Source organism: Kitasatospora sp. NPDC093806, assembly GCF_040683335.1.
GTDB lineage: Bacteria > Actinomycetota > Actinomycetes > Streptomycetales > Streptomycetaceae > Kitasatospora.
Genome location: NZ_JBFBDO010000148.1, coordinates 1 through 14,950, shown reverse-complemented (window position 1 = coordinate 14,950; position 14,950 = coordinate 1). Strand labels below are relative to the sequence as shown.

19 protein-coding genes and 1 pseudogene are annotated in these 14,950 nt (G+C 72.7%); 8 read left to right on the top strand and 12 right to left on the bottom strand.

The window, feature by feature from the left end; all coding sequences use genetic code 11:
* A partial coding sequence (locus tag AB0N76_RS36660; protein ID WP_363564904.1) for a sigma factor-like helix-turn-helix DNA-binding protein occupies window positions 1-352 on the top strand: 352 nt, incomplete at its 5' end.
* Window positions 353-1,584: 1,232 nt separating this feature from the next.
* On the opposite strand, the gene AB0N76_RS36655 is transcribed toward AB0N76_RS36660, so the two are convergent.
* Window positions 1,585-2,019 (bottom strand): NUDIX domain-containing protein, encoded by a 435-nt coding sequence (locus AB0N76_RS36655; RefSeq protein ID WP_363564902.1) that lies wholly within the window; start codon window positions 2,017-2,019, stop codon window positions 1,585-1,587.
* Window positions 2,020-2,237: 218 nt separating this feature from the next.
* On the opposite strand from AB0N76_RS36655, the gene AB0N76_RS36650 reads away from it, so the two are divergent.
* On the top strand, window positions 2,238-2,933 hold the full coding sequence (locus tag AB0N76_RS36650) for a hypothetical protein (protein ID WP_363564900.1): 696 nt from the start codon (window positions 2,238-2,240) through the stop codon (window positions 2,931-2,933).
* A 440-nt stretch (window positions 2,934-3,373) separates the two neighbouring features.
* Here the strand turns inward: AB0N76_RS36650 and AB0N76_RS36645 are convergent, their stop codons facing one another.
* From AB0N76_RS36645 to AB0N76_RS36630, 4 genes are all read right to left on the bottom strand, one after another.
* Window positions 3,374-3,895 (bottom strand): hypothetical protein, encoded by a 522-nt coding sequence (locus AB0N76_RS36645; protein WP_363564898.1) that lies wholly within the window; start codon window positions 3,893-3,895, stop codon window positions 3,374-3,376.
* Window positions 3,896-4,072: 177 nt separating this feature from the next.
* Entirely contained in the window at window positions 4,073-4,909 is an 837-nt protein-coding gene (locus AB0N76_RS36640; RefSeq protein WP_363564896.1) for a helix-turn-helix transcriptional regulator, read from the bottom strand.
* Entirely contained in the window at window positions 4,906-5,661 is a 756-nt protein-coding gene (locus AB0N76_RS36635; RefSeq protein ID WP_363564895.1) for a DUF6879 family protein, read from the bottom strand. The genes AB0N76_RS36640 and AB0N76_RS36635 overlap by 4 nt, the downstream gene beginning before the upstream one ends.
* A 216-nt stretch (window positions 5,662-5,877) precedes the next feature.
* Window positions 5,878-6,222 (bottom strand): SCP2 sterol-binding domain-containing protein, encoded by a 345-nt coding sequence (locus tag AB0N76_RS36630; RefSeq protein WP_363564893.1) that lies wholly within the window; start codon window positions 6,220-6,222, stop codon window positions 5,878-5,880.
* 246 nt (window positions 6,223-6,468) lie between these two features.
* Between AB0N76_RS36630 and AB0N76_RS36625 the strand changes: the two genes are divergently transcribed.
* A complete protein-coding gene (locus AB0N76_RS36625) occupies window positions 6,469-6,861 on the top strand; it encodes a VOC family protein (RefSeq protein ID WP_363564891.1) in 393 nt (130 codons plus the stop codon).
* A 215-nt stretch (window positions 6,862-7,076) separates the two neighbouring features.
* Here AB0N76_RS36625 and AB0N76_RS36620 read toward each other — a convergent pair.
* The 5 genes and pseudogenes from AB0N76_RS36620 to AB0N76_RS36600 all read right to left on the bottom strand — a co-directional run.
* Window positions 7,077-7,169: pseudogene (locus AB0N76_RS36620) on the bottom strand (cytochrome P450); the annotation flags it as partial.
* 192 nt (window positions 7,170-7,361) lie between these two features.
* Complete coding sequence (locus AB0N76_RS36615; RefSeq protein WP_363564889.1) at window positions 7,362-7,967, bottom strand: hypothetical protein; 606 nt, start codon at window positions 7,965-7,967, stop codon at window positions 7,362-7,364.
* 202 nt (window positions 7,968-8,169) lie between these two features.
* Window positions 8,170-8,391 (bottom strand): hypothetical protein, encoded by a 222-nt coding sequence (locus tag AB0N76_RS36610; RefSeq protein ID WP_363564887.1) that lies wholly within the window; start codon window positions 8,389-8,391, stop codon window positions 8,170-8,172.
* A complete protein-coding gene (locus AB0N76_RS36605) occupies window positions 8,388-8,651 on the bottom strand; it encodes a hypothetical protein (protein ID WP_363564885.1) in 264 nt (87 codons plus the stop codon). The genes AB0N76_RS36610 and AB0N76_RS36605 overlap by 4 nt, the downstream gene beginning before the upstream one ends.
* Entirely contained in the window at window positions 8,648-9,019 is a 372-nt protein-coding gene (locus AB0N76_RS36600; protein WP_363564883.1) for an ATP-binding protein, read from the bottom strand. Before AB0N76_RS36600 ends, AB0N76_RS36605 begins: the two co-directional genes overlap by 4 nt.
* Window positions 9,020-9,282: 263 nt before the next feature.
* Here AB0N76_RS36600 and AB0N76_RS36595 point away from each other — a divergent pair, with 263 nt between their 5' ends.
* Window positions 9,283-10,149 carry a helix-turn-helix transcriptional regulator gene (locus tag AB0N76_RS36595; RefSeq protein ID WP_363564906.1) on the top strand — a complete coding sequence of 289 codons (867 nt, stop codon included), beginning with the start codon at window positions 9,283-9,285 and terminating at the stop codon, window positions 10,147-10,149.
* The gene (locus tag AB0N76_RS36590; RefSeq protein WP_363564881.1) at window positions 10,142-10,330 is read left to right on the top strand and encodes a DUF397 domain-containing protein; all 189 of its coding nucleotides are present in this window, start codon (window positions 10,142-10,144) and stop codon (window positions 10,328-10,330) included. Before AB0N76_RS36595 ends, AB0N76_RS36590 begins: the two co-directional genes overlap by 8 nt.
* Window positions 10,331-10,387: 57 nt before the next feature.
* Here AB0N76_RS36590 and AB0N76_RS36585 read toward each other — a convergent pair whose 3' ends face one another.
* Window positions 10,388-10,996, bottom strand: a complete 609-nt coding sequence (locus AB0N76_RS36585) for a hypothetical protein (RefSeq protein ID WP_363564879.1) — start codon at window positions 10,994-10,996, stop codon at window positions 10,388-10,390.
* Window positions 10,997-11,049: 53 nt separating this feature from the next.
* Window positions 11,050-11,682, bottom strand: coding sequence for a hypothetical protein (locus AB0N76_RS36580; RefSeq protein WP_363564877.1), 633 nt, complete (start codon window positions 11,680-11,682; stop codon window positions 11,050-11,052).
* Window positions 11,683-11,941: 259 nt separating this feature from the next.
* Between AB0N76_RS36580 and AB0N76_RS36575 the strand changes: the two genes are divergently transcribed.
* The 3 genes from AB0N76_RS36575 (at window position 11,942) to AB0N76_RS36565 (ending at window position 14,863) form a co-directional block, all read left to right on the top strand.
* The gene (locus tag AB0N76_RS36575; RefSeq protein WP_363564875.1) at window positions 11,942-12,685 is read left to right on the top strand and encodes an arylmalonate decarboxylase; all 744 of its coding nucleotides are present in this window, start codon (window positions 11,942-11,944) and stop codon (window positions 12,683-12,685) included.
* A 77-nt stretch (window positions 12,686-12,762) separates the two neighbouring features.
* Window positions 12,763-13,518 carry an SDR family oxidoreductase gene (locus tag AB0N76_RS36570; protein ID WP_363564873.1) on the top strand — a complete coding sequence of 252 codons (756 nt, stop codon included), beginning with the start codon at window positions 12,763-12,765 and terminating at the stop codon, window positions 13,516-13,518.
* Between the two features lie 85 nt (window positions 13,519-13,603).
* Window positions 13,604-14,863 (top strand): MFS transporter, encoded by a 1,260-nt coding sequence (locus AB0N76_RS36565; RefSeq protein WP_363564870.1) that lies wholly within the window; start codon window positions 13,604-13,606, stop codon window positions 14,861-14,863.
* Window positions 14,864-14,950: the final 87 nt, after the last annotated feature.

The following is a 14,950-nucleotide window of genomic DNA, read 5'->3' as shown; positions in this document are numbered from 1 at the left end:
GCGGCTCTTCATCAGCGACCGGCGGGCGCACCGCTGGACGTGCGAGCTCTTGAACGACACCCCACCGGAACCGGCACCGGTACCCGAGGACGCCGGTCGCGTGGCGGACCGCCTGGTGCTCCTCGCCGCCCTGGCCGCGCTCACGCCCCGCCAGCGGGGCCTGGTCTACCTGCGCTACTGGGAGGACCTGAGCGTCGAGGAGACGGCCCGGATCATGGACTGCTCCCCTGCCACCGTCCGCAGTTCCAGCTGCCGGGCCCTGGGCGTGCTGCGGGAGCGGCTGCGCATCGCCCTCCCGCCGGAACCGCCGCCGGGTGCGACGGCGTTCGTGGTCGCCCGCGATTGCGTGTGATCCGGCGTCTCCCGGCACCGGAGCGGCCACCGGGTCAGGCCCGCACGGTTCGGGACGGGCACGGCCGATCCGGCGGATCGTCGGCGAGCCGTGACGGGGCCGCCGCGCCGGCCTGACGCGAGGAGGGATCGGGCGGTGGCCGAACCTGCCTCACCACGGACCGCCTCCCGCCCCACCGCGCTGCACCACCCGCCGGCCGGTGATCGCCGTCACACCCGCCGGGACCTGCGCTCCCGGGCGGACGGGAACGCTACTGTCACCTTGTGATCGGCAGCAGCGCAGCCCGCCTCGGCGGCGAAACGGCCCGGCGCTCGGCGCGCACCGGCTGCCGCATCACGGGCTCCGGCCTCGACGGCAGCGATCTCGAGCGCGCCGAAGCGGAATTCGGCCTCCGGACCACCGGCGACCGCTGCCTGTTCCGGCGGTCCGCCCGTCGGGGGGTCTCCCCACCCTCAGGGGGAGCCCCCCGAAGCAGCTCACCGGCCGGCCGAGATCCTGAAGGCCTGGCCGTCCGCGCTCCCGCCGTGCACGCCAGGCACAAGAAGGCCCCCGGACACCCGGCTCCACCGATCCGGAGCACCCGCGCCATCCACCCACCACGAGGATCTCTCCGGTCCCCGCAACTCCTGGGTGATCTCCGTGTGCGGCGGACTCCGCACACGCCCCGGGACCGGCCCGCCTCCCGACCGGGGAGGGCACGCCGGAGGATTGCGGCGTTTCCCGGCGCTTTCCGGGCGGAAGAGTTCAGAAGCACCGCCGCACACTTGTCCGTACTCAATCAAACCTCGCCTCTTCCCGGGATCGTGTACCGAACCATGAACGAGACACCGCAAGATGACCGCCGAGAGGACGCCCCTACGGCCTCCGGGTCACTCCACGACATCCTCCACTCGCTCATCGACTCGGCACCGGCCCCGGAAGCCCGTCTGACGGACGAGGCACTCCTGGCGGAGATCCGCCGAGCAGCCGCGCAGCCCGACCGACCCGCCGAATCGCCCCAGCCGCCGCATCCCCTGACCTGAGCGCCTTCCTCCGGCCGACGGGGCCGGCTCAACCTGCCCCCGGTACCGGCCCGACTTCGCGAGACCGGTGCGGGCACGCCCTTCTGGCGCCATCCCGGACCGGCGCCCACGAGGTGGACGACGGTGGCGACCTTCGGAGGTCGGCGGCACGACCGGCGGGCGGGGACGCGGCCGGCGGGCGAGGGCGCGGCCGGGCGGCGCGGGCGCCGGTCAGTCGAACAGGCGGCCCAGCAGGGCGCCCTGGCCGGACTGGAGGACGTGCGCGTCGGCGAGCGGGATCCAGAAGCACTCGAAGGCGGTGGGCTCGTGCTCGCCGTCGTGGTCCTCCCGGCTCGCCCAGCGGTGCGGGGCGGGGCCGGTGAGCTGCAGGTGGAAGACGTGGCGGTGCTGGACCTCGAAGCGGTAGGGGGTGATGTCGTACACGCTCTCGCCGAGCTCGCGCACGACGGCGAGGCCGTCCAGGCCGGTCTCCTCGCGCGCCTCGCGCAAGGCGGCGGCCTCCGGGCTCTCCCCCGCGCGGATCGTGCCGGCCGGGACCTGGAGGCCGACCTCCTCCGCGCTGCGGCCGGTGTGGCGGAAGACCAGCAGCCGGCCGTCGCGCACGACGTAGGCGAGGACCTTGTGCACGGTGGTCTTCTCGGGCATCGCGGCGGCCTCCCTGCGGCCGGGAACCCCTGAGCCCGGCGCTCCATGACGGTACGTCACTCTCCCGCGCGGGCGGCGGTGGGGCCGCTCGCCTGTCCCGGGATCTGCACAGCTTCGCTACAGGAGCGCCCGGGCCCTGCCCCGCCGGCCGCCCGGCGGGGATCATCGCGGGTGGGGGCACCGGGGAGGTGCCCGGGGGCGAGCGGAGGGGGTTTGCGGTGAACGCTCGGAGCAAGGACGCGGGCGCGCCCGGCGGGCTCGGGCGGGCCGCCGGGACGGCCGGGCACGTCCTGGCGCAGGGCCTGTTCCTGCTGGCGGGGCTGGCCGCCGCCGTGCTGGGCTTCGGCTGGTTCGCCGGCGCGAGCGAGGCGTCGAGCGCCTACCGCGGCGCCCCGGCGTGCGACACGGCCGCGCCCGGCGCGGACTGCGTGCGGCACGAGAGCGGCAAGGTGACGGCCAGGGAACGCCACAGCGGCGGCGACTCCACCACCTACACGCTGACCGTGGCCCGCGAGAACGCCCCCCGGCACACCTACACGGTCAGCTGGGAGTTCTACGACGACGCGAAACCCGGCACGGACGTGGACCTGACGCTCTACCGGGGCAAGGTGGCCGAGGTCTCCTACCGCGAGCACCGCGCCACCGACCCGGACACGCCCTGGCTGACCTGCTTCAAGGTGGCCCTGCTGGCCGGCCTGGGGGCGGCCCTCACCGCCCTCGGACTGGCCTGGACGCGCCCGGGCGGGCCCGCGCCCGCGTTCGGCTTCGGCCTCCTCACCGCCTGCCTCGCGCTCGCCGGATCCCTGGCCCTGGTGTCCGCGCAGCTGCCGCTCGCCGCCGCGCTGGCCGTCCCCGTCCTCGGCTGGCTGGTCATGACCGGCACCGCCACCGCCGCCACCCGCCACGCCGCCTGAGCCGCCCGCCCCGCCCCCTACCGGGCCTCGGGTGCCGCAACCGTGCGGCGAGGACGGCAGGCCGGCCCCGGGCCGGGCGGGTATGCGCGGGGCGGGGCCCCGGTGGTGGTCGGGTCCGGGTTTGGCGCCGGGCCCGGGTGACCCCGGACGGGGCCGTTTCAGGGCGTTGTCCGGCGAGGGGCGGGAACGACGAACCCTCGCGTCGGACCGCTCCGGCCCGCCCGACGGGACCGGCCCCGGACGGCCGTCAGCACGTCGTCGGTGATGTCCCGCCGGGTGCAGGGGTCGGCGCGGTCGTACACCCGCCATCGCCCGTCCGGGTCGCCCGGGTCCTCGCGGGACACGATCCCCCGGATGCCCAGGCGCCGAATCGAATCGGCCAGCCGCCGGGCTTCGTCCTCGTCCATGCTTCCCGCCCTCTTCGTCCGGGTGGATTCAGGTTAGTGGGCTTCGCCGCCCTCGCCGCCGCCACCACCGCCGCCGCCACCGCCGGAGCAGTGCGACGCGCACCCGCCGGGGTTGATGGGTCCGCATCCGCCGGGAATGGGGGTGTGGGAGCAGCCGGCGGCCACGGCCACCAGGGCGCGGGTCGGGCCGGTCCACAGTTCGTGATCGGGGGTGTAGCCGGCCTGCTTGATGAGGGCGACGGTCCGGGCGAGGGCGTCCGGGTCGTGGCGCGACGGGTCGGGGCGCTCGGGGTAGTGGTGGACGAACCCGCCGAGCCGTGCGCACAGTCCGGCGTAGGGGCGGGTGTGGAGGATGAGGGCGTGCCACCCTTCGTCGACGACGTTGGACGGGGTGATGCGCTCGGTGGGGAACGTGCGGGCGGTGGCGACGAACTTGAGCGCTTCGGTGACGATGCGCTCGGCGGTGCCCGCCGCCATGCGGGGGTTGTTGTCGATCACTGTTGCGGTGACGGCCTCGAACGCTTCGGGGGTCAGCAGGGCGTGTACGTCGCGCATTCGGGCTCCCTGGTTCTGATAGGCGGTCCCGCCGGGGCCGGTCGTCCGGGCGGGGTTGAGACGGCTTGCGCACCTGACCGGTTCGACCGACGGGAGCCTGCCGCGACCGGCTGGGTCCCGTCACCAGGAATGTAGGGGCGGCGGCCGGAGCCGGGCAGCGGTGATTCCCGATGATTCTCACAGCAGCGACCGGCGGGCCCTGGCGATCACCCGGTGGGCTGACGGACCGTAGACAGCGCTCTCCGCCAGCGCCTCCCACGCCCGGATGTGAAGCGCGATGTCCGCCGGATCGTCCAGCCACATTTCCGCGTGCCAGGACTCGGTGATGACCAATACGCCGTCGTGGATGGAGAAGCCGACTCCTGCGGGCACTCTGAGGTCGGCATCGAACGGCACGATCCCGAGTCGCACGTTCCCAGGCGCCAGCCAGGGGACGAGGGACTCCAGCTGGTCCGCCAGGACGGCCGGCGGGCAGAGCCGGGAGACAAGGGCACCTTCCCACAGCAGGAAGTGGAACGACCGCGACCGATCACCGAGAGCCCTCTGACGTTCCATGCGGGCTACTACCGCAGCCTCGACGTCGCGGATCGATGGGTGGACCCTGGTGTACCGGGTGAGAACCGCCCGGGCGTACTCGGCGGTCTGCAGGAGACCGGGAACCAGGGTCGGGTCGAACGACCGGCGGTCGCCGGTCCTTTCCCCCTGCGCGGCATGCGTCTCCTGCACCGGCCGCACGCCACCGGCGAGTTGGCGCCGCCACGATCGGTACTGCGTCTCCACCGTCCGCAGTCGGCCCACCAGTTCGGCGCCGGCACCTGGCCTGCCGACGGCCTCGGCCCATGCGACCACATCGGTCCTGGTGGGCGACTGCCTGCCGTTCTCCAACTTGCTGACCTTGGACTGGGGCCAGCCCAGACGCGCGGCCACGGCTCGTCCGGACAGCCCGCTCTCGGTGCGGAGTTCACGCATCCGGGCACCAAGAGCAGACCGCGCCTGCTGATAGTCGGTGCTCACATGCCGGAAGGTACCTGAGCCCGGAACTGCGCGTAGGGCAGGGCGTGGTGCCAGGCGGCATCGCGGGCCTGGCAGGCTTGAAGGACTTCCAACGGGTCGGTGACCAGCTCCATACCGATGGTGCGCTCTCCTTCGAAGTGGAAGCGCGCGACCGTGCGGGAGTCGAAGAGCCAGAAGTCCGACAGCCCGGCCAGCCCCGCCGACTCGCCGTCCGGGCGCCACATGTACCGGATGTCCTCACCGGCTGCCACGTTGGTGCGGGCGCACGCCAGCAGGTACCGCTGCCCCTCGGTCGGCGGGTTGTCCACCAGGCGCACCCGCTCGAACCTCTTGCCCTTGTCGGCCATACGGCGCACATTCTCGAACCAGGGGTGTCCGACCTCTCCGGCGGTGTCCCCCGTCCGGAGGAACTCGGAGTAGGAGGGCATCTGCCGGTCGGAGCGGTACCCGGTCCTCGTCTCCAGCCGCCACGCGGTGTGCTCGAAACCGTCGTTGATGAACTCGGTGATCTTCTGCTGGGGAACGAACTGCGGCACTGGCGTCGACTCCTTCGGCGCGAACCTCGCGAGCAGTTCGCGGGGCACGACCACGAAGCCTTCATCCTCCTTCACGTACCTGAGTTGCGCCACGTCCTGCGGGTCCGTCACGGCGTACCCCTGCACGACCACTTCGCCGGTGTCCACGTCCTCGTACAGTGTCGGGCAGTCCCCGACCCCCGACGTGCTGCCGATGGCCCGCAGCCGCCTTGCCATAGCCGTTCCTTTCGCCGACAGACAGGAAGGCCCATGGTCGGCCCCAACCGGCGCCCTGTCAGCGGTGATTCCCGATGATTCCCCGACGCCGGGAAAGCCGGGGACCACGCCCGGCAAGCCCCTTCGCCCGGCCCGCTTCAGGGGGTGCCTTTCCCTGCGTGGTGCGGCCTCCCTGCGGCCGGGAACCCATGGGTGCGGCGGGGACGGGCGGGGTGGTCAGCTCGTGCCGAGGGTGAAGAGCTTGCCCAGCTTCATGGCGAGCATCTGGTTGCCGACCATCTTCATCTTGCCCGCGAAGAACAGCTGCGTGCCGTGGGCCTGCGGGTTCTCGTAGAGCTTCTGGAAGTCCTCGACGGCCAGGGTGCAGGTGAGGTCGGCGCCCTCGCCGATGCCCGGGGCGACGTGCGGGCCGGTCTCGGAGGCGTCGACGAACCAGGAGCCGCCGCCCTCCCCGGTGATGTGCAGCTGGAACCTGCCGCCGATCTCCCGCGCCTGCTGCGGGTAGCGGGCGAGGGTGACGGGCAGTTCCTCGTTGAACAGCTTCCGGATGTCGACGGCCATCGTGTTCTCCGATCGGATGCGTGGCCTTCCCGTGCCTGCCGGTCCGACAGGGACCGTAGGACCAGGGGCGACACGGCACATCCCCCGGTTCCGTAAACCACCCGGACGAGTGAAACCGAGGCGGCCCCGGCGACAGGCCCCGACCCGGCGGCGGTCGGTGCGGATGTCCCGGGGCCCGGCCGCGGGCCGGGGTACGGTGACCGTCGTGCGCCGCAGCGGCACCGGCGGGAGAGCGGAGACCCGAGCATGAAGATCTACGTCGCCCACGTGTTCGTCGACGACCAGGACAAGGCCGAGCACTTCTACACCGGCGTGCTGGGCTTCGTGAAGAAGAACGACATCCCGCTCGGCGGCGGCGCCCGCTGGCTGACCGTCGTCTCGCCCGAGAACCCCCAGGGCGCCGAACTGCTGCTGGAGCCCTCCGGCCACCCCGCCGTCCCCCCGTACAAGCAGGCACTGGTCAAGGACGGCATCCCCGCCACCTCCTTCGAGGTCGCCGACGTCCACGCGGAGACCGCCCGGCTGCGCGCCCAGGGCGTCGTCTTCACCCAGGAACCGGCCGCCATGGGCCCGGTCACCACCGCCGTCTTCGACGACACGTGCGGCAACCTCATCCAGATCGTCCACCACAACGCCTAGGAGTGCTCTTTCAGGTGGTGTCGTAGGTCTGCCATGGGGCGGGTTGTCGGCAGGTGGGGCAGGTGCCGGGTGGGAACGGCTGCGGCCGTTTCTGCCGGTCGGCAACAGGCGTTGTGAGGGTTCTCCGTCGGGCCCCGTTCACCAGGTCACGGGCAGTGACCGCATCCCGTAGATGAAGGAATCGGTACGGAACTCGCGCTCGCCGGCCGGGCGCAGCCCGGCAGGCGGCGGAACAGCGTCTCCAGGGCGATCTGGAGTTCGGCGCGGGCCGGCGGCTGGCCCAGGCACTGGTGTACGCCGAAGCCGAATCTCGACCGGTTCCCGGCCGGACCGGCACACCCCGGGCGTCCCGCCCGGCCTCCCGGGCGAGCGACTCCGCAGCCTGCAAGGCGAGCGTCCGGTCGGTCAGCCCCTTGAAGGTCCTGCCGGGCATCACCCACGGGCCATCCGGCTCCGCTCATGATCGCGCGGACAGCTCCCCGTCGGCGCGCGCCGGGCGCTCACGCGTCGGGGTTGCGGTTCTCGGCGGCGACGGCGAGGCGCTGCGCCTGGAGGCGGGCGAAGGACGCCAGGTCGTGGTCCGGGGGCAGTCCCCTGGCGAACAGCAGGACCACGACCGTCCCCACCCGGAACCGGGCCGTTTCGAACCGCTCGCCCGAGCCGCCGCTCTGCGCGTAGGCGATCGTGTCCTCGGCTCCGGGCACGTCGAGGGCCAGCGGCGTGGAGTCGGCCTGCTTGGCCTGGTGGTCCTGGAGCTCCCCCTTCATCCGGACCCTGGCGTTGTCGAGGGAGTCGAAGGCGGAGAGGGCGAAATGCACGTTGGTGTCGCCGCGCGAATCGCTCTTGACGAGGTCGACCGTCACGGTGGCCGTGAGGCCGACACAGCCGGGGAGGCGCTGACCGGCGCACTTGTCCTCGGCCTGGCGGCCCTCGTCGGCGAACGGCCCGGTGACGCCCCAGCCCGCGGGGGCGGCGAGGCGGCTGGGGATGGCCTGCTTGAGCTGGGCCGGGCTGAACGGCGCGTCGACGGCCCTGGCGTCCGAGATGCCCGCCCGGTCGTCCTTCCGGTCGGTTCCGCCCGAACACGCCGTCAGTGCCAGGGCCACAGCGAGCCCCAGGCCTGCGACACCACTCCTGCGCAGCACACCCACCCCCGGGAGACAACGATCCGTCGATTGTCCATCCAGTATCGGGAAACGGCCCTCCCGTGACACCGGTTCCCCGATTCCCGCGTTCCCGAGGGCTGCGTCCCGGGGAACCGCTGCCGGGGCCGCCCGGGCGTGGGCCGGGCGGCCCCCGTCGGCGGCGTCAGGCGGGTATGCGCGGGGCGGGGTCCGGGCAGTCGGGATCGGGGCCCGGGCGCCGCGCGGGGGTGGGGGTGCGGCGGACGGGGCGGCGGGCGGGGGCGGGGGCGGGCTCGTCGGGGCGGGAGATGCGCAGGGTCGCGAGGACGCCGAGCACGACGGTGGCGAAGGCGAGCGCGGTGAGGATCGCGAAGGCGGCGGCGACCAGGGCGTCGGTGGTGGTCACGGCGCGTCCGCCCGGCCGCCGTGGAGGTCGCGCAGCAGGTGGAGGAGGTTGAGGAGGGTGGAGAGGGAGGCGCTGCCGAAGTCGACGAGCGGGCGCCCGTCGAGGGTGGTCTCGGTGACGGCGGCCGAGCCCCACTGGATGCCGAAACGGCTTCCGTAGTAGTGGAGTTCGCCCAGCAGCGCGGTCACCTCGGGTTCGGTGTAGGTGCGCAGCGAGGGGTCGTCGGGCGCGATCGGCTCGCGGCGGGCGGAGGTGTTCACGCGGCCAGGTCCAGCTCGAACCAGACGCGCTTGCCGCGCGTGCGGGTCTCGGCGCCGAAGCGGTGGGTGAGCGCGCGCACCAGGTGCAGGCCCCGGCCGGAGAGGGCGTAGGGGTCGGCGCAGGCGCGCGGTTCGGGGAGGGTGGGGCAGTCGTCGCACACGCACACGCGCAGGGTGCGGTCGCCGCCGGAGAGGACGACGACCACGGCGGGCGAGGGGCTGCCGCCGTGCTTGAAGGCGTTGACGTAGAGCTCGTGGAGGGCGAGTTCGGCGTCGCGGATCAGGTCGTCCGGCCAGCCGGCGCCCGTCATCGCCTCGCGCAGCTCCTCGCGGGCGGCGGACCAGTCGGGCGGGGTGAAGGCACGCATGGGGAACCTCCGAGGGGGGTTCGTACAGAGGGGGTGATGGTGCGCTGAACGGCGGAATCGTCGCCGGGGGCACACGGGCAGCAGGCGCCTACTGCCCCGGAAACAGGCGTTGTTGACGATCCGTCGGATCGATGTGACATCGACCATAGCGCACCGGAACTTAAATTTAGGAAGACGAGGTGAAGTTCCCCCTTCCGGGGGACGGATGGCCCTCCGCGCGGCCGACGCGGCAGACTGGACCCACGAAACGCCGAGAGGACACGATGCCCAGTCGCCCCAACCCGACCCTTCGTCAGCGCCGCCTGGGCGCGGAGCTCCGAAGGATGCGAGAGCAGGCCGGCCTCGGCGGCAGCCAGCTCGCCCGTGCGCTCGGCGTGACTCCCGCTCACATCACGCAGATGGAGACCGGCAAGACCGGCGTCAGCGTGGATCGCCTGCATGCCATCGCCGCGACGTGCATGTGCGCCAATCAGCCGCTGATCGAATCCCTCCTCGACATGACCGGGGCCCGCGAGAAGAGCGGCTGGTGGGAGGAGTATCGCGGGAGCCTCACGACGGACTTCCTTGAGGTTGCAGAGCTTGAAAGCAATGCGCATCAGCTGACGGTCTACACGACCACCTTCATCCCCGGACTGCTTCAGACCAGCGACTACGCGCGCGTCCTATTCGCCCACACCTACCCACCGCTGCCCCACCACCAGGTCGAGCTCAGAACGACGTTTCGAATGCGCCGACAGCACGTTGTCCGATCCGAGGCGACTCCTCACACCGCCTTCATCCATGAGACAGCACTACACATGGAGTTCTGCGGCCCGAAGATCCTGGCCGAGCAGCTCGACGCGCTCATCAACGACTCCGAACAATCGAACATCTCGGTTCGAGTGGTACCGTTCGGCGCGAGCGTCGTCCCGAGCCCCAGTGAGAACTTCACCTACGCAGCGGGGCCAATCACCGAGTTGGACACCGCACAGATGGACACAGGCCACGGCGGCCAGCTCTTCGAAGCCCCCGCCCACTTGGCAAGGTTCCGGGCTCTGATCGCTCAGATGGATTCCAGCGCTCTCCCCGAAGGAGAGTCACGAGACTTCATCCGGTCCATCAAAGACGGAATAGGGAAAAAGCATGTCTAGCTCATGGCAGAAGTCCAGCCACTCCGCCGCAAATGACAACTGTATTGAGGTGCGGGCGGCCAATAGGCTGATCGAGATTCGCGAGTCCGATGACGGTGCTGTCATAGTCCGCACCGGCCGCAGTGAGTTCGCCGCACTCCTCCAAGGAGTCAAGGGCGGGGCGTTCGACCTCAGCGAATAGACCAACGCGGTGGCCTCTCGGCTTCGTCGAGAGGCCACCGAAGCAATTTGGGGACACCTACGGGCGGGGCATGCACGGCTTGGTCGACGTCGGGGCGGGGGTGCCGGGGGTGGGGGTGGGGCTCTCGCACCCGGACGGGTACATCGGTCCGATCATCGAGACGCGGCTGACCTGGTAGGGGCCCTGCCCGTACCAGCCGTGGAAGGTGACCCGCACCTCGTGGGAGTCGCCGATGACGAGGGTGGTGAACAGCGTCGCCTCCCCCGGTCCGGGGGCCCACAGCGTCTCCTCGCCGCTGCCCGTCCCGGTGCCGGAGACGGTCACGAAGGCGTAGGCGCCGGACACCCGCGCGAAGAACGGGTAGGAGGTGCCGGGCACGACCGGGACCGTCTGCGTGCAGCCGGCGTAGCTCTGCCCGCCGGGGCGGCCCTCCACGCCTTGCCCGGCCGTCTGGACGAACTCGCCTTCGCAGGACCAGCCCCGCTCCAGCGGGCCGCTGAAGTCGCCGTTCTTGATCCACTCCACGGGCGCGGGCTGCGCGGTGGCGGAGCCGGTCGCGGCGGCCGCGGCCGTGCCGACGAGGAGCAGCACGCCGAGGGCGGCGCCGAGCGGCCCGCCGGCCCCGGCGTGGCGGGCGCGGCGGGGGCGGGAGCGGGGTGGGCGCATGGCATCTCCGGGGTGGGGGGCGGGCCTTCGGACGGCGCGGGGGCGGTCGGCCGTCAGGGGATGTAGGTGCGGTAGCAGGTGGAGGACGGCGAGGGGGACGTGGGGGCGGTCGCCGTCGGGGTGGGGGTGGGGCTGTCGGGTTCGGTGCACGGGTTCGGTTCGAAGCCCGGGCCGACGAAGGACATCCGCCGCACGTCGTAGGGGGACTGCTCGTACCAGCCGTGGAAGTACACGGTCAGCAGCTCGGTGTCCGGCCCGGTGGTGACCTGCACCGACAGGTCGTTCCAGTCCTGCCCGCTCGACCAGGTGGAGGCGTTCTCGCCGCCCGATCCACTGACCCCGACGAAGGCGAACGGGCCGCGCACCGAAGCCGTCAGGGTGTAGCGGGAGTTGGGCCGCACCCGCACCCGCTGGGCGCAGCCGGCGGTGCTGTCGGCGGTGGGGACGCCCGTCATGTAGTGCACGTGCGGGACGCCGCTGGAGCGGACGTTCTCACAGCGCCAGATCCACGGGTAGGAGTCGAAGGCGCCGTTGACGATCAGCTCGACCCTCGGGAGCGGGTCCGCCGACGTGGTGGCGGCGGCCAGGCCCACGGTGGAGGCGGCCGCGGTGAGGGCCGCGACGGCGAGGCCGACGGACAAGCCGGCGCGCCGGCGGGCAGGACGGGGTGGGGCGGGTGCACGCATGCCGTCTCCGGGTGGGGGCGTACCGACGGGGCAGCGGTGCGAGGGAGTGGTCCACACCATGGGGGACGCGCCCCGGCGCCGTCAAGGGGCCCGCCGGATGCCCGGCGGGCGGGCCCCCCTCTCCTCGCGTGTGGGAATGCGTGAAGGGATGTCAAGGATCGTCAAGAATTCGCGGGGCTTTGCCGAAAGTGGCTGACGATACGTCAAGATTGCCGCCGGGAAGGAGTGTTGAGGCATAGGCGGAGGCTAGCGTGGCGGCATGGACATTTTGCCGCTGCCCCGATTCGGGCTCGTCGTGCCGCCGGAGAACCCCGTCGCGGAACCGGAATTCAACCGGTTCATCGGCTCCGAGCTGAATGTGTACACCACCCGTTTCCCGGTGACGCCGGTATTCGACCACGCCACCATGGAGCTGTACAACGAGGTGCTGCCCGACGTGCTCGCCACGTTCGGCAAGCTCGCGCTGGGCGCGGCCGTGGTCGCGTGCAACGCCTCGCACTACCTGTTCGGCCCCGACGGCGACGCCGAGTTCCTGGCGGGGCTGTCGCAGCGGTTCGGCTACCCCGTGCAGTCCACCTCGCACGCGATCGTCGACCTGCTGGAGGTGCTCGGGCAGAAGCGGCTGACCCTGGTGTCGCCGTACGCGCCGTGGCTGACCGACATATCCCGCGGCTACTGGGAGAAGGCCGGCCTGACCGTCGACCACATCGCCTACGCCCCCGCCGAGGCGGGCGTGGACGGGGCCGAGGACCGGTTCAACCCGTACGAGGTGACCACCGCGACCCTGCTGGAGCGGGTGCGCGCGGCCGGTGTGCCCGGGGACGGGGTGCTGCTGTTCACCGGGACCGGGATGGCCACCGTCACCGCCGCCGAACACCTCGCCCGCGAGGGCGACGCGCGCACGCTGGTGACCTCCAACCTCGCCTCCGCCTGGTGGGCCCGGCGCACCCTGGGCCTGACCGGGGCGGCGCACCCGCTGGTGGAGCGCCTGAACGCCCGCTAGCACCCGCCCCCGCACCACTCCCCCGCTCCCCCGTTCCCCCGTTCCCGCACCTCGTCCCGTCCAGGAGGCTTTCCGTCATGGCCGCAGCCAGTCCAGCCAGCTCCCCCGAGTCCCTCGTCGCACTCGTCAGCGGCGGCGCCTCCGGTATCGGGGCGGCCGCCGTGGCCGCGCTCGCCGCCCGGGGCGTGCGCGTGGCGGCCCTGGACCTCAACCCCGGCGAGGTGGCCGCCCCGGCGGTCGGCATCGCCTGCGACGTGAGCGACGACGCGTCGGTGCGCGCGGCCGTGGCCGAGGCGGTGGAGCGGTTCGGGCGCATCGACGTCGTCGTCAACAACGCCGGCATCGCCGCCGCCGGCGACATCACCGGCAACGACGACGAGCAGTGGCACCGCGTGCTGGACGTCAACGTGGTCGGCATGGTGCGCCTGTCCCGCGCCGCGCTCCCCCACCTGCGCAAGTCCCCGGCCGCCGCGATCGTCAACACCTGCTCGGTGTTCGCCCTCACCGGCGTGCCCCAGCGCGTCCTGTACTCCGCGTCCAAGGGCGCCGTGCAGTCGCTGACCCTGGCCATGGCCACCGACCACGTCCGCGAGGGCATCCGGGTCAACGCCGTCGCCCCCGGCGCCGTCGACACCCCCTGGATCACCCGCGTCCTCGCCGCCACCCCCGACCCCAAGGCCGCGCGCGAGGCGCTGGACGAGCGCCACCCGCTGGGGCGCCTGACCCGCCCGCAGGAGGTCGGCGAGGCGATCGCCTACCTCGCGCTGGACGCCACCGCCACCACCGGGACCGTCCTGACCGTCGACGGCGGCATCGGCAGCCTGCGCCCCTGAGCCCCTGAGCCCCCGGGGCGTCCATCCCCCCTGGCGGGACCCGGACTTGACCCTCACATTAATGGAAAGGTTTGAGCATCCCGTCATGAGGAGCACCGAGCCCACCGCCGCCCCCGCGCCCGACACCGCGGCCCCCGCCGCGGCCGACCCTACCGCCGCCGCGCCGACGAAGGACCCCAAGCTGCCGATGGCCGCGCTGCTGGCGCTGGCCGTCGCCGTGTTCATCACCAGCCTCACCGAGACCCTGCCCGCCGGCCTGCTGCCCGAGATGAGCGCGGGCCTCGGCACCAGCGAGGGCGCCGCCGGCCAGACGGTGACCATCTACGCGCTCGGGACGGTGCTGACCACCATCCCGCTGTCCGCCGCCACCGCCGGCTGGCGCCGCAAGCGCCTGCTGCTGGCCGCGATGGCCGGCTTCGCGCTCGCCAACACCGTCACCGCCGTGTCCGCGAACTACCCCCTCACCCTCGTCGCCCGCTTCGTCGCGGGCGTCGCCGCGGGCCTGGCCTGGGCGCTGCTGGCCGGCTACGCCCGGCGCATGGTCGCCCCCGCCCAGGAGGGCAGGGCGATCGCGATCGCCATGGCCGGCATCCCCCTCGCCCTGTCGCTGGGCGTGCCGGCCGGCACCTTCCTGGGCCGCGTCGCCTCCTGGCAGAGCGCGTTCTGGGCGATGACCGTGCTCACCGCCGTCCTGCTGGTGTGGATCACCGCGATCGTGCCCGACTACCCCGGCCAGAAGGCCGGCGGCAAGATCCCCGTGCGCGCGACGCTGCGCGTGCCCGGGGTGACGCCGGTGCTGTTCGTGATGCTGGTGTTCGTCCTGGCCCACACCCTGCTCTACGCCTACATCGCCACCTTCCTCGACGACATCGGCATGGGCGAGCGCACCGACGCCGTACTGCTGGTCTTCGGGGTGGCCTGCCTGGTCAGCATCTGGGTCGTCGGCGCCTACATCAGCCGCCACCTGCGCTCCCTGACGATCGCCGCGACCCTGCTGGTCGGGGCGGCCGTCGCCGTCCTCGGCGCGTTCTCCCACACCCCCGCCCTCGTCTACGTCGCGGCCGCGCTGTGGGGGCTGGGCTGGGGTGGGGTGCCGACCCTGCTGCAGACCGCCGCCGGCCAGGCCGGCGGCGAGGCCGCGGACGCCGCGCAGGCGATCCTGGTGGTGCTGTGGAACGTCGCGATGGCCGGCGGCGGCATCGCCGGCGGGCTGCTCCTGCAGGCCGTCGGGGTCACGCCGTTCCCGTGGACGGTACTGGTGCTGCTGGTACCGGTCCTGTTCGTCGTGGTCTCCGCCCGCGCCCACGGCTTCCCCGGCCGGGACGGCGCGGTGGAGGCGGGCTGACGGCGGCACGGCGCAGCGGCGCGCGCGGCACCGAGAACGGCACCGCAGAGGCATCGAGGACGGCATCGCGCGGTGCCGGGCCGGTGC